Below are 20,493 nucleotides of genomic sequence, written 5' to 3'. Positions count from 1 at the left end.
CACGGCATGTGTGCATTCGGCGCGTTTGCGCCGGTCACCCGGCACGGAGCGCGGTCGCGCGGCACGCGTTTTGAAGCGGTGGAGGGCCGTGAGACGGTCCTTGGTCACGGGTTCGCGCCGTGTTACATTCGGGAATGCACCATGTCCGATTCGCTGGTTCGCAGCGAATATCGCTGCCATCGCCGCGTACCTCAATGAACCGGCACCGAGTAAGGTAGCCACGGTAGGGGATAGTGTGACGAACGAGTCTGGCAAATGGGCGGACCCCAACTACTCATCGGTCGATCAGTCGGACAGAACAGTCCCTGTCAATCTGCGGCAGACAGGCCGACCGGACATCAAGCTTCTGATATCGACGCGCGCCCGTAAATCGCCGTACTGGCATCTCGCGGTCGAGGCGGGATGCTGGCGCGCAGAGGTCTACAACCGCATGTATCTGCCCAGGGGCTACGGCTCCGACGAGGGCGGCGGGTCCGGAGCCGAGTACGAGGCGCTGACGCAGCGGGTGACGTTGTGGGACATCGCGGCCGCCCGGCAGATCCGCGTGCAGGGGCCCGAGGCCACCGAGTTCGTCGATTACGTCGTGACGCGGGACGTCACGCGGCTGGCGTCCATGCGGGCGGCGTACGCCGTGCTCTGCGACGCCGGCGGCCGGATGATCAACGACCCGCTGCTGCTGAAGATCTCCCCCGAGGAGTACTGGTTCAGCATCTCCGACTCGGATCTGTCGCTGTGGCTCAAGGGCGTGAATGTCGGCAAGGGGTTCGATGTCCAGATCCAGGAGATGGACGTGTCGCCCGTCCAGATCCAGGGGGCGCAGGCGAACAGCCTGATGGCCGACCTCATCGGCGATATGGCCGCCGAGATGCCCGTTTTCGGTCTGGCGGAGACCGAGATTGCCGGACTTCCGGTACTCGTTTCCCGGACCGGTTTCTCCGGAGAGGCCGGATACGAAGTCTACCTGAAGAATTCGAGCATTCACGCGGAGCAGATGTGGGATGCGATTCTCCGGGCGGGCGATAAGTACGGACTGACGGTGACCGGTCCCATCCAGCCCCACCGGGTCACGTCAGGAATTCTTGCGTGGGGGCAGGACGTCGACAGCGAGATGGTTCCTTTCCAGGTCGGACTGGCGTCCCACATTCCCCGCAACAAGGCGTCGGACTACATCGGCCGTGCCGCCCTCGAAAAGATGCGGGACGAGATCGCCGCCGGAAACCATCCTTACCGGCTCACCATGGTGGGCCTGAAGGTGGAGGGCGAGCCGCTCGTGGACTACCTGTCCGACTTCTGGCTGGTCGCGCCGGCGCCGGACGCGGAGCCCGTGGGCTACCTGACGTCCGCCTCGTACGCCCCGAAGATCCGGTCGAACGTCGCCCTGGCCCGCCTGCCCGTCGACCTCGCGGTCCCGGGGACACAGGTGTACGTGTTCAAGCCGTCCGGCGACTCGACGGGCACGGGCATCCCGGCCGTGGTCTCGGAGTTCCCGATCGAGTGAGGCCGCCCGGCCACGGCCCCGGGCAGCCGGAACGGCCCGTCGGCTCCCCCCGGCGGGCCGTTCCGGCCGCCCGGCCGCGGGCGCGGGGGTGGTTCCTGCCTCAGGCCGAGCCGACCCCCGCCGTCTGCCGCACCTCGTCCTCCTGGAGGCGGTCGGCGGTGCGCTCGGCGGTGCGGCGGGCCCAGGGGCCGCTGGTGAGGGCGCCCAGGACGAGGACGAGGACGCCGCAGGCGACCAGGACCCACCAGCCGGGACGGGCGGCGGAGACGAAGGTGTCGCGGTAGGACGAGGAGCCGATGCCGGAGACCAGGAGGGCGCCGACCACGGCGACGCCGAGGGTCGAGCCGAGCTGCCTGCTGGTGGAGGCGACCGCCGCGGCGACCCCGGCCTGGGCGCGGGGCATGCCGGAGACGGCGGTGTTGGTGATGGGCGCGTTCACGAAGCCGAAACCGATGCCGAACAGGACGTAGCCGAGGACCAGGGTGAGGTCGGACGTCTCCGCCTCGAAGGCGGCGAACAGCACCGCGCTCACCGTCATCGCGGTTCCGGCGATCAGCAGCGGCAGCCGGGGACCGCGGGTGCCGACCAGCCGCCCGGACAGCGGCGCGCACAGGAACGTGGGCGCCGCCATCGGCAGCATCCACAGACCGGCGTGCAGGGCGTCGAGGCCGCGCACGTTCTGGAGATAGAGCGTGGACAGGAACAGGAAGCCGCCGAGTGCCGCGAAGCCGCTGACCGCGATGACCGTGGCCCCGCTGAACGGCGCTGAGCGGAAGAAGCGCAGGTCGATCAGGGGTTCGGCGCGGCGCGGCTCGTACCACAGCAGCCCGAGCAGCGCGGCGAACGCGACGACGCCGAACGGCACCACGACGGCGGCGCTCGCGTCCGGCGCCTCGATGATCGCGTACGTCAGCGCGCCGAACAGGGCGATGACGAGCACCTGGCCGACCGGGTCGGGGCGGCGGGCCTTCGGGGCGCGGGACTCGGGGACGTAGCGGAGGGTGAGCAGGATCGCGGCGAGGGCGACGGGCAGATTGAGCCAGAAGATCGAGCGCCAGCCGACCGACTCCACCAGCAGCCCGCCGACCAGCGGTCCGGCCGCCATGGATATGCCGACCACCGCGCCCCACGCACCGATGGCGCGGGCGCGTTCGCGCGGGTCGGTGAAGGTGTTGGTGATGATCGACATGGCGACCGGGTTGAGCATCGAGCCGCCGACCGCCTGCACCATCCGGAAGACGACGAGCAGCTCCAGGTCGGGTGCGAGCGAGCACAGCAGCGAGCCGAGGGCGAAGACGACGAGACCGGTCATGAAGACGCGCTTGCGGCCGACGCGGTCGGCGGTGGACCCGGCGAGCATCAGCAGCGACGCCAGGACCAGCGTGTACGCGTCGATGGTCCATTGCAGGCCGGACGTGCTCGCGTGCAGCTCGCGCTGCATGGAGGGCAGGGCGACGTTCAGGACGGTGTTGTCGAGGCTCACGATCAGCAGGCTCATGCAGCAGATCGCGAGCACCAGCAGCCGTCGGCGGTGGCTCAGCTCGGGCATGGGTTCCAGCGTAGTCCACTTCGATAGTGCGGTTAACTAATGACCGTTACAAGTGCCTCGCGCATGCGGGACAATGAAGGAATGCCCATGCCCGAGTCCCCCCTCCAGATCGGTCCGCACACCGCGGCGCCGCCGGTCGTCCTCGCCCCGATGGCCGGGATCACCAACGCCCCCTTCCGCACCCTGTGCAGGGAGTTCAGCGGCGGCAAGGGCCTGTTCGTCAGCGAGATGATCACGACCCGGGCCCTGGTCGAGCGCAACGAGAAGACCATGCAGCTGATCCGGTTCGACGCGAGCGAGCAGCCGCGCTCGATCCAGCTGTACGGCGTCGACCCGGCCACCGTCGGCAAGGCCGTCCGCATGATCGCGGAGGAGGGCCTCGCCGACCACATCGACCTGAACTTCGGCTGCCCGGTCCCCAAGGTGACCCGCAAGGGCGGCGGCTCGGCCCTGCCCTTCAAGCGCAACCTGCTGCGCGCGATCCTGCGCGAGGCGGTCAGCGGTGCGGGGGACCTGCCGGTCACCATGAAGATGCGCAAGGGCATCGACGACGACCACCTCACCTACCTCGACGCCGGCCGCATCGCCGTGGAGGAGGGCGTCACCGCCATCGCGCTGCACGGCCGCACCGCCGCGCAGCACTACGGCGGCACGGCCGACTGGGACGCCATCGCGCGCCTCAAGGAGCACGTCCCGGAGATCCCCGTCCTCGGCAACGGCGACATCTGGTCCGCCGAGGACGCGCTGCGCATGGTCAGCGCCACCGGCTGCGACGGCGTGGTCGTCGGCCGCGGCTGCCTGGGGCGGCCCTGGCTCTTCGCCGACCTGGTCGCGGCCTTCGAGGGCCGCCCCGACGCGTTCGTGCGGCCCACGCTGCGCGAGGTCGCCGACGTGATGGTGCGGCACGCGACCCTGCTCGGGGAGTGGATCGGCGACGAGGCACGCGGTGTCATCGACTTCCGCAAGCATGTCGCCTGGTATCTGAAGGGCTTCGCGGTCGGCTCCGAGATGCGCAAGCGCCTGGCGATCACCTCCTCCCTGGCCGAGCTGCGCAGCGGCCTGGACGAGCTGGACCTCGACCAGCCCTGGCCCACCGGCGCCGACGGCCCCCGCGGCCGCACCTCCGGCAACAACCGCGTCGTCCTCCCGGACGGCTGGCTCAAGGACCCCTACGACTGCGCCGGCGGCATCAGCGAGGACGCGGAACTGGACACCTCGGGCGGCTGAGGCCGCCGTGCGGGGAGCGGTTGGGCTGGGGTTGAGCTGTGGCTACGGCTGGTGCTGGTGCTGGTGCTGGTGCTGGTGCTGGTGCTGGTGCTGGTGCTGCGGCTGGGGCCGGGTCGGGGGCGGGGGCGGGGCCGCCGCCCGTCCTCCGGCCGCCTGACCTGGCTGCGCGGTCCCTGGCCTCCGGCCCGGCTGCCTGGCCTTCGGCCCCTGGCCGTTCGGCCTTCGGCCCGCTTCCGGCCTCGGTGCACTCTTTGGCTCCTGGCCCGCGGCCGCCCGGCGACCGGCACCTGGCCCCTGCCCCCTGGCTTCCCGCCCCTGGCCGCTCGGCCCCCGGCCCGTTCCCGGCCTCGGCCCGGCTTCCGGACCGGCCCCTGCACCTCGGTCTATGGAGCCCGGCTGCCCGGCTCCTGGGCTCCGGCCGCCCGCCCTTTGGCCTCCCGGCTGCCCGACCCGGCCGCCGTGCCCCTGACCCCCGGCCGCTGGGCGTTCGGCCGCTGGCTCCCGCCCTGGCCGTCGACCGCTCGGCTTCCGGCCCGCCCCGGCCCCTGCCGCCTGAACCAGTGGCTCTGCCCCTGACCTCCGGCTCCCGGGTCCTCGCCGCCCGGCCCTCGGCCCCGGCCGCCCGGCTTTCGGCCCCTGGCCGTTCGGCCTTCGGCTCGCTTCCGCTCCCGGCCCTGGCCGCCGCCTGACCCGGCCTCCCGGCGTCCCGCCCCCCCCGGCCTTCCGGCCCCCTGCCCACTCCCGCCCCCGGCCACCCTCGGCCGCCCCGCCCCCCCCTGGGTCCCGGTCAACGCCCTCACCTCCACCCCACCCCAAGCAGCGCCCGACCGTCGCTCCACCCCCTCCCGAGCGTGCGCAGAGCGTGGCCCCGGTATGGCCGGACATGCGGTCCAGGCGTCCGCATGGTGAAATCCGAGCGTGTGCGGCAGCGTGATTCTCGCCACCCTTGAGAGGGGTTTTGCTCAGATGAGCGGATCTTCGCCCGTCTGCACTTCTCCAAGGGGTGGCACTCGGTGCCACCCGGTGATCGTTCATCGATCGAAATCACACGTGCCCATAGCCGCTCACATGAGCGACTGGGAGGGTCTGTGAGCCGAGATCCGTTCAAGAAGTGAAAACATCCGGCCCTGACGACTTGCCAAGCCTTGACTTTCGATCCGCTGGCGGACCGCTGGTTACGGGCGCATGACGCACGAGTGGACGTACCCACAAGCCTTTGATCTGGGTATGTTCCTCGCCGTCAGGGCAGCCACCGCGTCCTCGAGGAGTCGAGACCCGTGTCGGAAAACAAAGATCTCCAGGTACCCGCGCCGGGCGGGAGCGTTGAGGGCGTGAAGTTCGTCTACGACTTCACCGAGGGCAACAAGGACCTCAAGGACCTGCTCGGCGGCAAGGGCGCGAACCTCGCCGAGATGACCAACCTGGGGCTCCCCGTCCCGCCGGGCTTCACCATCACCACCGACGCCTGCAAGGTCTACCTGGACAGCGGCGAGGAACCGGCGGCCCTGCGCGACGAGGTGAGTGCGCACCTCGACGCGCTGGAGCAGCGCATGGGCAAGAAGCTCGGCCAGGCCGACGACCCGCTGCTGGTCTCCGTGCGCTCCGGGGCGAAGTTCTCCATGCCCGGCATGATGGACACCGTCCTGAACATCGGGCTCTCCGACAAGTCCGTCCAGGGCCTGGCCAAGCAGGCCGGTGACGAGCGGTTCGCGTGGGACTCCTACCGCCGCCTCATCCAGATGTTCGGCAAGACCGTCCTCGGCGTCGACGGCGACCTCTTCGAGGACGCGCTGGAGAAGGCCAAGGAGACCAAGAAGGTCGCCGTCGACACCGAACTGGACGCGGCCGACCTGAAGAAGCTGGTCACCAAGTTCAAGAAGATCGTCAAGACCGAGGCCGGCCGCGACTTCCCGCAGGACCCGCGCACGCAGATGGACCTCGCGATCAAGGCCGTCTTCGAGTCGTGGAACGGCGACCGCGCCAAGCTCTACCGCCGCCAGGAGCGCATCCCGCACGACCTCGGCACCGCCGTCAATGTCTGCTCGATGGTCTTCGGCAACCTCGGCCCCGACTCCGGCACCGGTGTCGCCTTCACCCGCGACCCCGCCTCCGGCCACCAGGGCGTCTACGGCGACTACCTCCAGAACGCCCAGGGCGAGGACGTCGTCGCGGGCATCCGCAACACCGTGGCGCTCGCCGAGCTGGAGCAGATCGACAAGAAGTCGTACGACCAGCTCATGCAGATCATGGAGACCCTGGAGAACCACTACAAGGATCTCTGCGACATCGAGTTCACCATCGAGCGCGGCCAGCTCTGGATGCTCCAGACCCGCGTCGGCAAGCGCACCGCGGGCGCCGCCTTCCGCATCGCCACCCAGCTCGTCGACCAGGGCCTGATCGACGAGGCCGAGGCGCTCCAGCGGGTCACCGGCGCCCAGCTCGCCCAGCTGATGTTCCCGCGCTTCGACGACGGCGCCAAGGTCGACCAGGTCGGCCGGGGCATCGCCGCCTCGCCGGGCGCCGCCGTCGGCAAGGCCGTCTTCGACTCGTACACCGCCGTCAAGTGGTCCCGCTCGGGCGAGAAGGTCATCCTGGTCCGCCGGGAGACCAACCCCGACGACCTGGACGGCATGATCGCCGCCGAGGGCATCCTGACCTCCCGCGGCGGCAAGACCTCCCACGCGGCCGTCGTCGCCCGCGGCATGGGCAAGACCTGCGTCTGCGGCGCCGAGGACCTGGAGGTCGACACCAAGCGCCGCCGGATGACCGTCCCCGGCGGGCACGTCGTCGAGGAGGGCGACGTCATCTCCATCGACGGCTCCTCCGGCAAGGTCTACCTGGGCGAGGTCCCGGTGGTGCCCTCCCCGGTCGTGGAGTACTTCGAGGGCCGGATGCACGCGGGCGCCGACGACGCCGACGAACTCGTCCAGGCGGTCCACCGCATCATGGCCTTCGCCGACCGCAAGCGCCGCCTGCGGGTGCGCGCCAACGCCGACAACGCCGAGGACGCGCTGCGCGCCCGCCGCTTCGGCGCCCAGGGCATCGGCCTGTGCCGCACCGAGCACATGTTCCTCGGCGACCGCCGCGAGCTGGTCGAGCGGCTGATCCTCGCCGACACCGAGGCCGAGCGCGAGGAGTCCCTCAAACAGCTCCTGCCGCTCCAGAAGAAGGACTTCGTCGAGCTGTTCGAGGCGATGGACGGCCTGCCGGTCACCGTGCGCCTCCTCGACCCGCCGCTGCACGAGTTCCTGCCCGACATCACCGAGCTGTCGGTCCGCGTGGCCCTGGCCGAGTCCCGCCAGGAGCCGCACGAGAACGAGCTGCGCCTGCTCCAGGCCGTGCACCGGCTGCACGAGCAGAACCCGATGCTGGGCCTGCGCGGCGTCCGCCTCGGCCTGGTCATCCCCGGCCTGTTCACCATGCAGGTGCGGGCCATCGCGGAGGCCGCCGCCGAGCGCAAGGCCGCCAAGGGCGACCCGCGCGCCGAGATCATGATCCCGCTGGTCGGCACCGTCCAGGAGCTGGAGATCGTCCGCGAGGAGGCCGACCAGGTCATCGCGGAGGTGGAGGCGGCCACCGGGACCCGGCTCAAGCTGGCGATCGGCACCATGATCGAGCTGCCGCGCGCCGCGCTCACCGCCGGGCAGATCGCCGAGGCCGCCGAGTTCTTCTCCTTCGGCACCAACGACCTGACCCAGACCGTGTGGGGCTTCAGCCGCGACGACGTGGAGGCGAGCTTCTTCACCGCGTACCTGGAGAAGGGCATCTTCGGGGTGTCGCCGTTCGAGACGATCGACAAGGACGGCGTCGGCTCCCTGGTGAAGTCCGCCGCCAAGGCCGGCCGCGCCACCCGCCCCGACCTCAAGCTCGGCGTCTGCGGCGAGCACGGCGGCGACCCGGAGTCCGTCCACTTCTTCCACGAGGTGGGTCTGGACTACGTCTCCTGCTCCCCGTTCCGCATCCCGGTCGCCCGGCTGGAGGCGGGCCGCGCGGCCTCCGGTTCGGAGGGCAGCGACCACCGGTAGAGCCGGTGACCGCCGGTCACGCGCCGGCGCCGCAGATCCCGGAGTCCTCGTCGTGGTCCCCGACCCTCACTACCGATTGCGACGAGGACTCCGGTCCCCAAGACGAAACACAGGAACGAAGTCAGGGAACAGAGAAGGGGCGGCGTCCTGTGCGGGGACGCCGCCCTTCCCGTGTCCGGCTCCGCACGGCCGGCGGGTGCTCAGTCCTGGTCGGTGTGCTCGCGCGCGATCTTGCCGCTGGCCGCGTCGACGTCGTACGTCGTCTTCTTCCAGTCCTTCGTGTCGACGACGTCGACGGCCCAGACGAGCTTGCCGTCGCTCTCGTCGAGCATGGCGCCGGTGACGGTGCCCTTCTTCTTGTCGGTGGCGGCCTTCACGGCCTGGGCGGGGCTCTGCGTGGCCTTGCGCAGCCGGTCGGCCACCTTGCGGCGGTCGTCGGCGCTCTGGCCGGGCTGGGCCTGGTTGCGGAAGACCTTCCCGTCGGCCGCGTCGACGTCGACCATGTGGACCGTGCCGTCGGCGGCGGCGACCTTCGCCTGCCACTCGGGGGAGCCGGGGGAGGGGGCCGGGGCGGGCGAGGACGGGCTCGCGGTGCCGGGGCTCGCCGTACCCGGGCTCGCCGTGCCGGGACTGGCCGTCCCGGGGCTGGCGGTGCCCGGCGACGCGGAGTTCTCCTGCGAGGCGGCCTTCAGCTCGATCCCCATGAGCTTGCCCCCGGACACCTCCTTCACGGCGGTGCCGGCGGCCTTGTCCCAGCTCACCTTGGTCTTGGAGACCAGGTCCCGGCGCTGCATCTGGTCCTTGGTCAGCGAGGCGGTGGGCGAGGGCGAGGCGGTGTCGGTCGGCGAGGCGGTCGTGGGAGCGGCCTCGGCCGCCTCGGCCTGCGACCCGGTCGTGGTCGAACAGGCGGTCATCAGCAGGGCGGAACCGCCCAGAGCGCAGATCGCGACGATCGTGCGGAGGGGCGGGATACGAAGCGCAGTGGTCATAGCACTGTCAGTAACCCCCGCATCGGAACATGACACCGACCCGCCGCCGAATCCACCCCAATGGCCCCGCCCGTCACCGGCCCGGCCGTGCACGCCGTGCGGGTGCGCCGGGCGGGTGCGCGCCGCGCGGCCGGGGCTGGCCGAAACGGTCCTCTTGACGCGTACACACCGCTGCAACGCTCCTGTCGTAATCGCGGCGCATGGTTGATCGTTGGGCCGTGCGCGGCGGGTGTGCGGCCGCGTGGCAGGGCATACGGCACCGGGCACAGGTGCGGGGACACGAACGCCAGGGGGCGCAGATGACCATCAGCCGCAGAGCACTGCTCGCCGCCGGGGCCGTCGCGGGCGGCGGACTGCTGACCGCCTGCGGCGGCAACACCGGGCGCGGGGACGGGGGCGGCGGCTCGGGACCCGCGCTGTCGCAGTGGTACCACCAGTACGGCGAACCGGGCACCGAGCAGGCGGTCAAGCGGTACGCCGCCGCGTACGAGAAGGCGCGCGTCACCGTGCAGTGGCGGCCGGGCGACTACGACCGGCAGACCGCCGCCGCCCTGCTGACCGACTCCGGTCCCGACGTCTTCGAGGTCGACGGGCCCACCCTGGACCAGATCCAGGGCGGCCAGGTCGCCGACCTCACCGCCCTGCTCGCCGGGGTCGAGGACGACTTCAACCCGGCGGTGCTCGCCCCCAAGAAGTACGACGGGAAGATCTGGGGCGTCCCGCAGGTCGTCGACATGCAGATGCTCTACTACCGCAAGAGCCTGCTGAAGGACGCCGGTCTCGAACCGCCCGGCACCCTCGACGCGCTCGTCGACGCCGCGAAGAAGCTCACCACCAGGAAGACCAAGGGCCTCTTCCTCGGCAACGACGGCGGCGCGGGCGTCCTCGGCGGAACCCCCCTGTACGCGGCCGGACTTCAGCTCGTCACCGACGACGGCAGGCCCGGCTTCGACGACCCGGCCGCCGCCCGCGCCCTCGCCAAGATCCACCGGCTCTACGCCGACAGGTCGCTGCTGCTCGGCGCCCCCGCCGACTGGTCCGACCCGTCCGCCTTCCTCCAGGGCCTGACCGCCATGCAGTGGTCCGGGCTCTGGGCGCTGCCCCAGGTGCAGAAGGAACTCGGCGACGACTTCGGCGTGCTGCCGTTCCCGAAGGACGGCCCGGCCGGACGGCCCGCCGTGCCGGTCGGGGCGTACGCCGCCGCCGTCAGCGCCCGCGGCCGCAACCGGGAGGCCGCCGAGGCGTACGTGAAGTGGCTGTGGGTCGAACGCACCGACGACCAGGAGGACTTCGCGCTCTCCTACGGCTTCCACATCCCGGCCCGGATCTCGCTCGCGAAGAAGGCCGCCAAGCTGCGCACGGGCGCCGCCGCCGAGGCGGTCCGCCTCACCACCGACCACGGCCACGCCGAGCCCCTGCTGTGGACCCCGGCCGCCCGCACCGTCTACCAGGACGCGCTGAGCCGGATCATCAAGGACGGCGCCGACCCGGACGCCGAACTGCGGTCGGTGCTGCGGAAGGTGACGGCCGAACTCGACCGCGTACGGAACAGGAAGCCGTGAGCAGCCGTACGGTGGCCGGGCCCGCCACGGGCCCCCGGCCGGACGGCGGCCGCGCACCGGGCGACCGCACGGCGGCGGCCCGCCGCAGCCTGACCCGGCGGCGCACCCTGTGGTTCTGGGTGTTCGTCGGGCCCTTCGCCGCCGGGCTCGCCCTATTCACCTACGTCCCGCTGCTGTGGAGCGTCGGCCTCAGCTTCTTCGACGCGCACAACACCGTCACGCCCACCCGCTTCGTCGGCCTCGGCAACTACACCGCGGTGCTGTCGGACGACGCCTTCACCGGCAGCCTGCGCACCTTCCTGCTGTTCACCGCGTTCATCGTCCCGGCCACCTACGTCCTGTCCCTGGCGCTCGCCCTCATGGTCAACCGGGTGCGCCGGGCACGGGCGTTCTTCCGGTCGGTGTTCTTCCTGCCGGCCGCGTGCAGCTATGTCGTGGCCGCGCTGATCTGGAAGATGTCGATCTTCAACGGGGTGCGGTTCGGCCTGGCCAACACCGTCCTGGACGCCTTCGGCGCCGAGCCGGTGGCCTGGCTGTCCACCACCCACCCGCCCTGGTACTGGCTGGTCATCGTCACCGTACGGCTGTGGCTCCAGGCGGGCTTCTACATGATCCTCTTCCTGGCCGGGCTCCAGCGGATCGACCCGGTGCTCTACGAGGCCGCCGCCGTGGACGGCGCCCGCCCCGGCCCGCAGGTGCTGCGCCACATCACGCTGCCCCAACTGCGCGCCACCTCCGTCGCGGTGGTGCTGCTGCTCGTCGTCAACGCCTTCCAGTCCTTCGACGAGTTCTACAACCTGCTCTCCGACGCCCGCGGTTACCCGCCCTACGCCCGCCCACCGCTCGTCTACCTCTACTACACCGCCCTCGGCCAGGGGCAGAACCTCGGCACGGGCAGCGCGGGCGCGGTGATCCTCGCCCTGATCATCGCGGTCGTCACGGTGGGCCAGGCCCGCTGGTTCGGACTGGGAAGGACGGATGCCGATGGATGACGCCCTGGTCCGGGCCGGGCGGGCGCTGCGCCTCGTGCTGCTGATCGCGCTCGCTCTGCTCTTCCTGGTCCCCTTCTACCTGCTGGTGCGCAACGGCCTGTCCAGCGAGCAGGACATCACCTCGCCCGACTGGACGTTCTTCCCCTCCGAACTGCGCTGGGGCAACGTCCGCGAGCTGTTCGACGACACCTCCGTGCCGTTCGCGCGCTCGCTGCTGAACTCCGCGCTGATCGCGGTCGCCACCACGCTCGGCACCCTGGTCCTCGCCTCCCTCGCGGGCTACGGCCTGGCCCGCATCCCCTACCGGCACGCGAACAAGGTCTTCTACGCCGTCCTGGGCACCCTCATGGTCCCGGCGGCCGTCACCTTCGTGCCCAGCTTCGTGCTGGTGTCGTCGCTGGGCTGGATCTCCACCCTGCGCGGACTGATCGTCCCCACCCTGTTCTCCGCCTTCGCCTGTTTCGTCTTCCGGCAGTATTTCCTGGGCTTCCCGCGCGAGCTGGAGGACGCCGCGCAGGTCGACGGGCTCGGCTACTGGCGCACGTACTGGCTGATCGTCGTGCCGAACGCCCGGCCGGTGTTCGCGGCCGTCGGCACGATCGTCTTCCTCGGTGCCTGGAACTCCTTCCTGTGGCCGCTGGTCATCGGCCAGGACCAGAGCGCCTGGACGGTCCAGGTCGCCCTGTCCTCCTTCACCACCGCCCAAGTGGTGCGGCTGCACGAGCTGTTCGTGGCCGCCGCCGTCTCGATCCTGCCGCTGCTCGTGGTGTTCCTGTGCTTCCAGCGGTGGATCGTGGCGGGAGTGGAGCGCTCCGGGATCGACTGACCGGCGGCACCGGCCACGGAGTCACCGTCACAGCGAGCCGCCGCTGTCCACGACCAGATCGGTGCCGACGAGCGAGGCCGCGTCGTCGGAGGCCAGGTAGAGGATGGCGGCGGCGACCTCCTCGGTGGCGGAGACCCGGCCGAGGGGGAGAGTGGCGCGGGCCCGGTCGGCACGGCCCGCCTCCGTCTCGCCGGGGCGCAGCGACATCCCGGTGGCGGTCGCGCCGGGGCTGACCACGTTGACGCGGACGCCGTCGCCGATGTGGTCCAGGGCGGCGCCCCGGCTGAGCGCGGTCACGGCCGCCTTGGTCGCGGAGTAGGCGGCGGCGCCCGGCGAGGCCGTGTGCGGGCCGAAGGTGGAGGACACGTTGACGATCGCGCCGCCGGACGGCTGGGTCCGCATCCGGCGGATCTGCGCCTGGAGGGCCAGGTGGACGCCGGTGACGTTGACGGCGAGCTGGGTGTGCCAGTCGTCCTCGGGCAGGTCGGCCAGGGGGGTGCCGCCCCGGAAGACGCCCGCGTTGTTGACGGCGACGTCGAGCGAGCCGAAGCGGTCCACGGCGGCCCGGACCAGCGCCTCGGCGTCGGCGGCGCGGGAGACGTCCGCGGCCACCGCGAGCGCCGTGCCGCCCGCCTCCTCGATCAGCGCGACCGTCTCGGCCAGCGGCTCCGGACGGCGTCCGGCGACGACGACCCGGGCGCCCTCGGCGGCGAACGCGCGGGCCGTCGCGCGGCCGATGCCCGAGCCCGCGCCGGTGACCAGCACGGTCCGGCCGTCGAAGCGTCCGGCGGGCCGGGTGCTCTGCGTGGTCATGATCTCCCCTTTGGACAGCTCTGGTGGGTGCGTCTTTATTTGACCGAACGGTTCAGTATGAAGGCCGGAGAAAACGCCCCCCGCGCGCGAGGGGGCGGCGGGGCGGCGGGTCGTCAGCCGAGCAGGGCCAGGGCCTGTTCGGTCGCGTCGCGGACCCGGGCCGGGTCGCGGGTGGCCTTGCCCACCACCCGCATGCCCTGCATCAGCACCAGCAGCATCCGGGCCAGGGCGCGCGGATCGCGCTCGGCGTCCAGCTCGCCCTGGGCCCGTGCCCGGGTCAGCGCCGAGCCCAGCAGCGTCTCCAGGTAGTCCCAGCGCTGCTCGACGCGGCGGGCCGCCTCGGGGTCGTGCGGCGCCAGTTCGGCCGCCGTGTTCGTCACGAAGCAGCCGCACTCCCGCTGCTCCGAGGTGGCCTCGGCGGCGAACCGCCGGATCACCGCCCGCACCGCGGGCAGCGCGGGCCCCGGCCGGGACAGCTCCCGCAGCAGCACCGCGTCGCTGTTCTCGCAGTACCGGTCGAACGCCTTCAGGTACAGCTCGTGCTTGCTGCCGAACGTCGCGTACAGACTGGCGCGCCCGATGCCGAGGTGCGCCACGAGGTCCGCCATCGACGTCGCCTCGTAGCCGCGCCGCCAGAACAGCTCCAGGGCCGACTGCAACGCGGCGTCCGGATCGAATTCCTTGGTCCTGGCCACGGAGGGGAGGCTAGCCCTTTCTGAAACGTACGGTCAAGTAAACGGCCGGTCGGGGCGAGGGGGACGGACCTCAGAAGTCGCTCAGATGCATGGATCATGCACCCGCCCTTGCCTAGGGCCTGTCGTCAAATTCCCGCCTGCCCCGCGACGCCATGCACGCTCCCCCAAGCTCTTCGAGCAGGGGGGACCCCCACTCGCCGCACCGGGCCCGGACCCGAGTACGTCCAGTACGCGGGTCAGGNCCCGGCACTCCCCCGAGCTCTTCGAGCAGGGGGGACCCCCAGAGCACGCACCTGACGCCGCGAGGCCCGCCCTCCGGGCGGACGACGGGAATTTGACGACAGGCCCTAGGGTCGTGATCATGCCCGACATATCGCTGACCGTGGTCGCCCTGCTGTGTCTCGCCGCGCTCGCGGCGGGGTGGATCGACGCCGTGGTCGGCGGGGGCGGGCTGCTGCTGTTGCCGGTGCTGCTGCTGGGGCTGCCGGGATCCACACCGGCCGCGTCCGCGCTGGGCACCAACAAGGCGGTCGCGATCGTCGGGACGACCGGCGCGGCGGTCACCTACGCCCGCCGGGCACCCGTGGACGTGCGTACGGCGGTGCGCATCGGACTCGCGGCGCTCGCCGGGTCCTGCGCCGGTGCCTTCTTCGCGGCCGGGATGAGCACCGATGTGCTCAAGCCGCTGATCATGGTGGTGCTGCTCGCGGTGGGGGCCTTCGTGATCCTGCGGCCCGCCTTCGGCACCGCCCCGGCGCCCGGCCCGGCCACCCGGCGGCAGATCCTGGCGGCGATCGGCCTTGCGGGCCTCGGCATCGGCTTCTACGACGGCTTCATCGGCCCCGGCACCGGTACGTTCCTGGTGCTGGCGCTGACCGCCGTCCTGCACCTGGACCTGGTGACCGCCTCCGCCACCGCCAAGATCGTCAACTGCTGCACCAACGCCGGTGCCCTGGCGACCTTCGCCTGGCAGGGCTCGGTGCTGTGGGAACTGGCGGCGCTCATGGCGGTGTTCAACCTGGCGGGCGGCATGCTGGGCGCCCGCACCGCGCTGAAGAAGGGCAGCGGCTTCGTCCGCGTCGTGCTGCTGACGGTGGTGTGCGCGCTGGTGGTGAACCTCGCCTACGAGCAGTGGGTGGCGTAGCGCGGCGGACCGCCTGCCCGCGGAGTCAGCGGCCGCCCGTCAGATGGGCGAAGACGACCACGTTGCCCTGGTAGCCGGTGGCCCGGGAGTAGCCGCCGCCGCAGGTGATCACCCGCAGCTCGGGGCGGGTGGCGGCGCCGTACACCTTCTGGTCGGGGAAGTCCTTCGCCGCGTACACCTCGATCGCGTCCACGGTGAACACCGCGACACCGCCGTCGCGGCGGTCCACCTCGATCACGCTGCCCTTCTTCAGCGCGCCGAGGTCGTAGAAGACGGCGGGGCCCTGGGTGTTGTCGACATGGCCGGCCACGATCGCGGTGCCGCGCTCGCCGGGGGTGGTCCCGGCCTCGTACCACCCGGCCAGGTTCTTGTCGGCGGCGGGCGGCACGGCGAGGCTGCCGGAGGCGGTCAGGCCCAGGCCCGTCAGAGGGGCGTCCACCCGGATCGAGGGGATGCGGATCCGGGTGGGCGGGGAGGGCGGCAGCGCGGGCGCGCTCAGCCGCTCCTCGCCCGGGTCCGGGGTGCCCTCGGCCGCGGCGGGCTGGGGCGGGGCGTGCGTGGTGCCCTCACCGTGCAGCAGCCACACGCCGCAGCAGAGGCTGACGACGGTGACGGCGGCTATCGCACAGTCGCCGATCCTGCGCATGCGTACCCCTCTCCGTATTTCCTCGTGTCGGGGCGGGTCCTGCGGTCGTGTCCCCTTCCCCTCCGGGCCGCGAGGGGCGTCGCACCCGGAGGGGGAGGGGACGTGCGGTACCGGCCGACGGACAGCGGAGGGTGTCCGTCAGATCCCGTCGCCTCTCGCCCGGCGATGCAGGAGCCAGGTACCGCCCGCGGCGGCGACGGCGAGAGCCGCCACGCCGGCCGCGGTCTGCACGGGGTCGTGGCCCAGAGCGCCGCCGACCCCCGTCTTCACACTTCCGCGGGGCTGCACCTGCTGCCCCTGTGCCGCCGTCAGGGTGACGACCAGGTCGCCCTTGATCTCCCGGCCGCCCTCGGCGCACTCCGCGACGATCTCGTACGTCCCCGGCTGCGCGCTCTCCGGCACCCGGAAGCGCCCGATCGCGTCGTCCCGCTCGCTCGGCGCCAGGGTGAAGGGACCCGCGCCGACCGCACTGGCGTCGCCCGCGGCGGAGGTCTTCCCGCCGCACGCCGTGGTGTTCACGGTGACCTGCCCGCCCGGCACCACCGAGGTGGGGGACACCTCCAGGCCGCTCGCGGCCGAGCCGAGGGGACGCGTGGCCACGGGAGCGGTGTCCGCGCCGTACGCGGGCGCGGCGAGGCCGCTCACGGCGGCGACGGCGAGCGCGGCCCCGGTCACGGCCCCGGCCGGCAGACGTGCGGTACGTCGCATCGATGCTCCTTAGAGCTGCTCAGCGGTCGGGACACGGCCGCGGCACCCGCATGTGCCGCCGTCGTCGCGTCCCTGCCCTTCCGAGGTAAGTGGCACAGCCGTCCCCGCGCTTCCTGAGGGACCGTCAGAAATACGGTGAACGGGTGCCGCCGCGCCCGGGTCGGGCAACGGAAGGTGCGACGTTTCCGCAGGTCAAGGGCTATGCCCCTGACGGTGTGTCGGAAATTTCCCGAAGGGCGCCCGGTGCGGGGGTGAACGGGTGACCGGGGGGTGTGGACCGGGCGCCGGGCCGCCGCTTGACCTCAACCTTGGTTGAGCTACCAGGCTGTGCCGCATGGACACCACCACCGCGCCCGGCGCGCCCCTGAAGGTCACCCTCGTCCTCGGCAGCAACCGGCACGGCCGCTTCGGACCCGTGGTCGCCGACTGGCTCCTCACCCATCTGCGCGCACACGCCGGCCTCGCCGTCGAGGTCGTGGACGTGGCCGACACCGCCGCGCTCCCGACCAGCCTCGACCCCGGCCCCGAGGCGCGGGCCGCGCTCGCGGAGATCACGCCGAAACTCGCGGGCGCGGACGCGTTCGTCGTGCTGACCCCCGAGTACAACCACTCCGTCCCGGCCGGCCTCAAGAACCTCATCGACTGGCACTTCACCGAATGGCAGGCCAAGCCGGTCGCCCTCGCCTCCTACGGCGGCCTCGCCGGCGGCCTGCGCGCCGTCGAGCACCTGCGGCAGATCTTCGCCGAACTCCACGCGGTCACCGTCCGCGACACCGTCTCCTTCCACAACGCCGGCGCCTCCTTCGACGACACCGGCCACCCCAAGGACCCGACCGCCCCCGACGCCGCCGCCAAGGCCATGCTCGACCAGCTGACCTGGTGGGGCCACGCCCTGCGCGAGGCGAGGGAGCGGCGGCCGTACGGGAGTTAGGGCCTGTCGTCAAATTCCCGTCGTCCGCCCGGAGGGCGGGCCTCGCGGCGTCAGGTGCGTGCTCTGGGGGTCCCCCCTGCTCGAAGAGCTTGGGGGAGTGCCGGGTCCTGACCCGCGTACTGGACGTACTCGGGTCTGGGCCCGGTGCGGCGAGTGGGGGTCCCCCCTGCTCGAAGAGCTTGGGGGAGCGTGCATGGCGTCGCGGGGCAGGCGGGAATTTGACGACAGGCCCTAGGGGGGCGGGGCGAGCCCTCGTGCGCACCGGGGGGCGGCTGCCTCGGAGGCGCCGGGCCGCCCACCGCGGCCCCGGCTGATATCATTTTTCCAAAACGTATATACGGCACTCGGGAGGCGGTATGAGCCGGACCGTGATCGATCTTGACGACGAGGCCCTCGCTGAGGCGGCCCGTCTCCTGGGCACGACCACGAAGAAGGAGACGGTCAACGCCGCGCTCAGGGAGATCGCGGACCGGCGGCGGAGAGCGGCGGCCGTCGAGCGCATGCGGCGGATGGTCGCCGAGGGCGAGATCGACCTCTCGCTGATCGAGGAGCCGGCGCACCCGTCGCCCGCCGGGCCCGGCGAGAACCCGGACGAATCCTCCCCGGGTCTGGGGCATCACGCGGCGTGAGCGAGACCTTCCTCATCGACACGAGTGCGCTGATCCGGTTCTATCGCGGCCAGACCGGCGAGGAGTGGGACCAGCTCGTCTGCTCCGGCCTGGTCGAACTGTGCGAGCCCGTGCGCCAGGAGTTCCTGCGCGCGGTCGGCGGCAGGCCCGCGTACTACGACGCGGACGCGCTGCTCCAAGAGACCTTTCCGTACTGTCCGATGCGGGATTCCGCCTGGGAGGCGACCGCCGCACTGCAGCAGGCTCTCGCCGATCGGGGATGGCACCAGTGCGCGAGCCCCGTCGACCTTCTGGTCGCTGTCACCGCTCAGCAGCACAAGCTGACCGTGCTGCACGAGGACTCGGACTTCGAGACCATCGCCCGGGTGACGGGGCAACCGGTGCGCCGCATCGTGGAATGAGCGTACGCGGAACGCTCGTACCGCACGGCCGCCCGGACGTGTGGTCCGGGCGGCCGCTGTGAGCGGTGGGGGCGGGCGTCAGTTCACGCTCACCGCGCTCCAGGCCGCCGCCACCGCGTTGTACTCCGCGCTGCCGGAACCGTAGAGGTCCTTGGCGGCGTTGAGGGTGGCGGTGCGGGCGGCCGCGTAGTTGGTGGAGGAGGTCATGTAGACCGTGAGGGCGCGGTACCAGATCTTGCCGAGCTTGTCGTGGCCGATGCCGGTGACCGTGGAGCTGTTGCAGGTGGGGGAGTTGTAGGAGACGCCGTTGACGGTCTTGGCGCCGCTGCCCTCGGCGAGCAGGTAGGCGAAGTGGTTGGCGACGCCCGAGGAGTAGTGGACGTCGAGGTTGCCCACCGAACTGCTCCAGCAGTCGGCCGAGTTGCCGTCCCTGGAGGGCTTGTCCATGTAGCGCAGGGCGGTGCCGCCGAAGCCGGAGCGGACGATCTCCTCGCCGATCAGGTAGTCGCCGGGGTCGGCGGGGTTGGCCGCGTACCACTCGACCAGGGTGCCGAGGATGTCGGAGGTGGCCTCGTTGAGCCCGCCGGACTCGCCCGAGTACGTCAGCGCCGCCGTCTTGGACGTCACGCCGTGCGACATCTCGTGCCCGGCGACGTCGAGGGCGACCAGCGGACCGAAGGTCGTGCCGTCACCGTCGCCGTACGTCATGCAGAAGCAACTGTCGTCCCAGAAGGCGTTGTTGTAGTTGGTGCCGTAGTGGACGCGGTTGTACGAGCCCTTGCCGTCGCCCGCTATGCCGGTGCGGCCGTGGACGTTCTTGTAGTAGTCCCAGGTCTCGTTCGTGCCGTACTGGGCGTCCACCGCCGCCGAGGCCCGGTCCGCCGTCGCGCCCGTGCCCCAGTGGTTGTCGGCGTCCGTGAACAGGGTCGCGGGCGCCCGCTGGAAGCAGATGCCGAAGATGCACAGGTCGGTCTTGTTCTCCGCGTCACCGGTGTACGTGTTGCCCCGCGTCGGGTCCTTGAGCTGGTACGACGAACCGGACTGGGTCGTCTCCAGCGCGACCGTCCCGCTGTAGAGGGACTTGCCGTCGCCCGTCGCCGTCTCGATGCTGTCCCAGGCGTCGATCTGCGCCCCGGTGCGCGCGTCGGTCAGGACGGTGCGGGCGGCCGGGTTGCCGAGCGAGTCCAGACCGGCGGCGACCGTGCGCCAGGCCAGCCGGGGGCTGCCGTGCAGGGCGTCGACGACCAGGCTGGGCCGGGCCTTGACCTGCTGGAACCGGGTCCCGGCGTGCGCGCCGCGCAGGGCGCGCTCGGCCAGATCGGCGGCCTTGGGGGCGGCGAGCGCCGGGGTGGTGGTCGCCAGGGCGATCGTGCCGCGGGTGGCGCGGTCCGCGCCCCGGTACGCCCCGTCCGGGGCCAGGTGGACCACGAAGTCGCCGCCCAGCACGGGCAGTCGGTCGTAGGTGCGGTCGTAGCGGACGTGCTGCGTGCCGTCCTTGTCGACGATCACGTCCCGCACGGCGGTGTGCTCGGCGGCGGTGAGTCCCAGGGCACGGGCGTGGCCCGCGAGCGCCGAGGCGGCGTTGTGGACGGCGGTGGTCCGGTCGGGTCTGGGGTCCGCGTGCGCGGCGGGGGAGAGTACGGCGGCCAGCAGGGTGGCGGCGGTGGCGGCCCCTGCGGCCGCGGCCAGGCGGGAACCTCGGGTGTGCCGTGTCCGACTGCTCATCGGTCTCCTTGAGCGCGGGCGCCCTCGGGGCGCGTGGGGGTGGCGCTGACGGTGACTGAGATTTAAGTGGGCATGACATGTCATGTCCATAGCGCCCGCACGGTCGGATGTGGCGCGAGGTCCCGCGCCCGAC

17 protein-coding genes are annotated in these 20,493 nt (G+C 71.8%); 10 read left to right on the top strand and 7 right to left on the bottom strand.

What is annotated here, in order from left to right; translation table 11 throughout:
* Positions 1–235 precede the first annotated feature (235 nt).
* A complete protein-coding gene (locus tag B086_RS41415; RefSeq protein WP_078509946.1) occupies positions 236–1,498 on the top strand; it encodes a glycine cleavage T C-terminal barrel domain-containing protein in 1,263 nt (420 codons plus the stop codon).
* A gap of 100 nt (positions 1,499–1,598) precedes the next feature.
* Here the strand turns inward: B086_RS41415 and B086_RS0132960 are convergent, their stop codons facing one another.
* Complete coding sequence (locus tag B086_RS0132960; protein WP_018570704.1) at positions 1,599–3,047, bottom strand: MFS transporter; 1,449 nt, start codon at positions 3,045–3,047, stop codon at positions 1,599–1,601.
* Positions 3,048–3,128: 81 nt separating this feature from the next.
* Between B086_RS0132960 and dusB the strand changes: the two genes are divergently transcribed.
* Complete coding sequence (gene dusB / locus B086_RS0132955) at positions 3,129–4,274, top strand: tRNA dihydrouridine synthase DusB (RefSeq protein WP_026253011.1); 1,146 nt, start codon at positions 3,129–3,131, stop codon at positions 4,272–4,274.
* Positions 4,275–5,551: 1,277 nt separating this feature from the next.
* Positions 5,552–8,299: a pyruvate, phosphate dikinase gene (ppdK, locus tag B086_RS0132950; RefSeq protein WP_026253010.1), complete on the top strand. Its 2,748-nt coding sequence runs from the start codon at positions 5,552–5,554 to the stop codon at positions 8,297–8,299.
* A 200-nt stretch (positions 8,300–8,499) separates the two neighbouring features.
* Here ppdK and B086_RS0132945 read toward each other — a convergent pair whose 3' ends face one another.
* The gene (locus B086_RS0132945) at positions 8,500–9,288 is read right to left on the bottom strand and encodes a PepSY domain-containing protein (RefSeq protein ID WP_018570701.1); all 789 of its coding nucleotides are present in this window, start codon (positions 9,286–9,288) and stop codon (positions 8,500–8,502) included.
* Positions 9,289–9,587: 299 nt separating this feature from the next.
* Between B086_RS0132945 and B086_RS0132940 the strand changes: the two genes are divergently transcribed.
* The 3 genes from B086_RS0132940 (at position 9,588) to B086_RS0132930 (ending at position 12,668) form a co-directional block, all read left to right on the top strand.
* Positions 9,588–10,850, top strand: coding sequence for an ABC transporter substrate-binding protein (locus tag B086_RS0132940; RefSeq protein WP_018570700.1), 1,263 nt, complete (start codon positions 9,588–9,590; stop codon positions 10,848–10,850).
* A gap of 89 nt (positions 10,851–10,939) precedes the next feature.
* Positions 10,940–11,842: a carbohydrate ABC transporter permease gene (locus tag B086_RS0132935; RefSeq protein ID WP_026253009.1), complete on the top strand. Its 903-nt coding sequence runs from the start codon at positions 10,940–10,942 to the stop codon at positions 11,840–11,842.
* A complete protein-coding gene (locus B086_RS0132930) occupies positions 11,835–12,668 on the top strand; it encodes a carbohydrate ABC transporter permease (RefSeq protein ID WP_018570698.1) in 834 nt (277 codons plus the stop codon). The genes B086_RS0132935 and B086_RS0132930 overlap by 8 nt, the downstream gene beginning before the upstream one ends.
* Positions 12,669–12,695: 27 nt before the next feature.
* Here B086_RS0132930 and B086_RS0132925 read toward each other — a convergent pair whose 3' ends face one another.
* Together B086_RS0132925 and B086_RS0132920 are read right to left on the bottom strand one after the other, a co-directional pair.
* Positions 12,696–13,481, bottom strand: a complete 786-nt coding sequence (locus B086_RS0132925) for an SDR family NAD(P)-dependent oxidoreductase (protein WP_018570697.1) — start codon at positions 13,479–13,481, stop codon at positions 12,696–12,698.
* 113 nt (positions 13,482–13,594) lie between these two features.
* The gene (locus B086_RS0132920; protein WP_026253008.1) at positions 13,595–14,176 is read right to left on the bottom strand and encodes a TetR/AcrR family transcriptional regulator; all 582 of its coding nucleotides are present in this window, start codon (positions 14,174–14,176) and stop codon (positions 13,595–13,597) included.
* Between the two features lie 361 nt (positions 14,177–14,537).
* Between B086_RS0132920 and B086_RS0132915 the strand changes: the two genes are divergently transcribed.
* Positions 14,538–15,320 carry a sulfite exporter TauE/SafE family protein gene (locus B086_RS0132915; RefSeq protein ID WP_026253007.1) on the top strand — a complete coding sequence of 261 codons (783 nt, stop codon included), beginning with the start codon at positions 14,538–14,540 and terminating at the stop codon, positions 15,318–15,320.
* A gap of 25 nt (positions 15,321–15,345) precedes the next feature.
* Here the strand turns inward: B086_RS0132915 and B086_RS0132910 are convergent, their stop codons facing one another.
* Both B086_RS0132910 and B086_RS0132905 read right to left on the bottom strand, forming a co-directional pair.
* Positions 15,346–15,966 (bottom strand): class F sortase, encoded by a 621-nt coding sequence (locus tag B086_RS0132910; protein WP_018570694.1) that lies wholly within the window; start codon positions 15,964–15,966, stop codon positions 15,346–15,348.
* A 138-nt stretch (positions 15,967–16,104) separates the two neighbouring features.
* Positions 16,105–16,674: a hypothetical protein gene (locus B086_RS0132905; RefSeq protein WP_018570693.1), complete on the bottom strand. Its 570-nt coding sequence runs from the start codon at positions 16,672–16,674 to the stop codon at positions 16,105–16,107.
* 334 nt (positions 16,675–17,008) lie between these two features.
* Between B086_RS0132905 and B086_RS0132900 the strand changes: the two genes are divergently transcribed.
* The 3 genes from B086_RS0132900 to B086_RS0132890 all read left to right on the top strand — a co-directional run bounded on the left by B086_RS0132900 (position 17,009) and on the right by B086_RS0132890 (position 18,635).
* Positions 17,009–17,605, top strand: a complete 597-nt coding sequence (locus B086_RS0132900) for an NADPH-dependent FMN reductase (RefSeq protein ID WP_018570692.1) — start codon at positions 17,009–17,011, stop codon at positions 17,603–17,605.
* A 356-nt stretch (positions 17,606–17,961) separates the two neighbouring features.
* Entirely contained in the window at positions 17,962–18,234 is a 273-nt protein-coding gene (locus B086_RS41410; protein WP_018570691.1) for a type II toxin-antitoxin system VapB family antitoxin, read from the top strand.
* Complete coding sequence (locus B086_RS0132890) at positions 18,231–18,635, top strand: PIN domain nuclease (protein ID WP_018570690.1); 405 nt, start codon at positions 18,231–18,233, stop codon at positions 18,633–18,635. The genes B086_RS41410 and B086_RS0132890 overlap by 4 nt, the downstream gene beginning before the upstream one ends.
* 78 nt (positions 18,636–18,713) lie before the next feature.
* Here B086_RS0132890 and B086_RS0132885 read toward each other — a convergent pair whose 3' ends face one another.
* Positions 18,714–20,360 carry a M4 family metallopeptidase gene (locus B086_RS0132885; RefSeq protein ID WP_018570689.1) on the bottom strand — a complete coding sequence of 549 codons (1,647 nt, stop codon included), beginning with the start codon at positions 20,358–20,360 and terminating at the stop codon, positions 18,714–18,716.
* Positions 20,361–20,493 lie beyond the last annotated feature (133 nt).

Source organism: Streptomyces sp. PsTaAH-124 (genome assembly GCF_000373685.1).
GTDB classification, from domain to species: domain Bacteria; phylum Actinomycetota; class Actinomycetes; order Streptomycetales; family Streptomycetaceae; genus Streptomyces; species Streptomyces andamanensis.
Note: the sequence above shows the minus strand (reverse complement) of the source record. Positions and strands in the feature narration are given on the sequence as shown.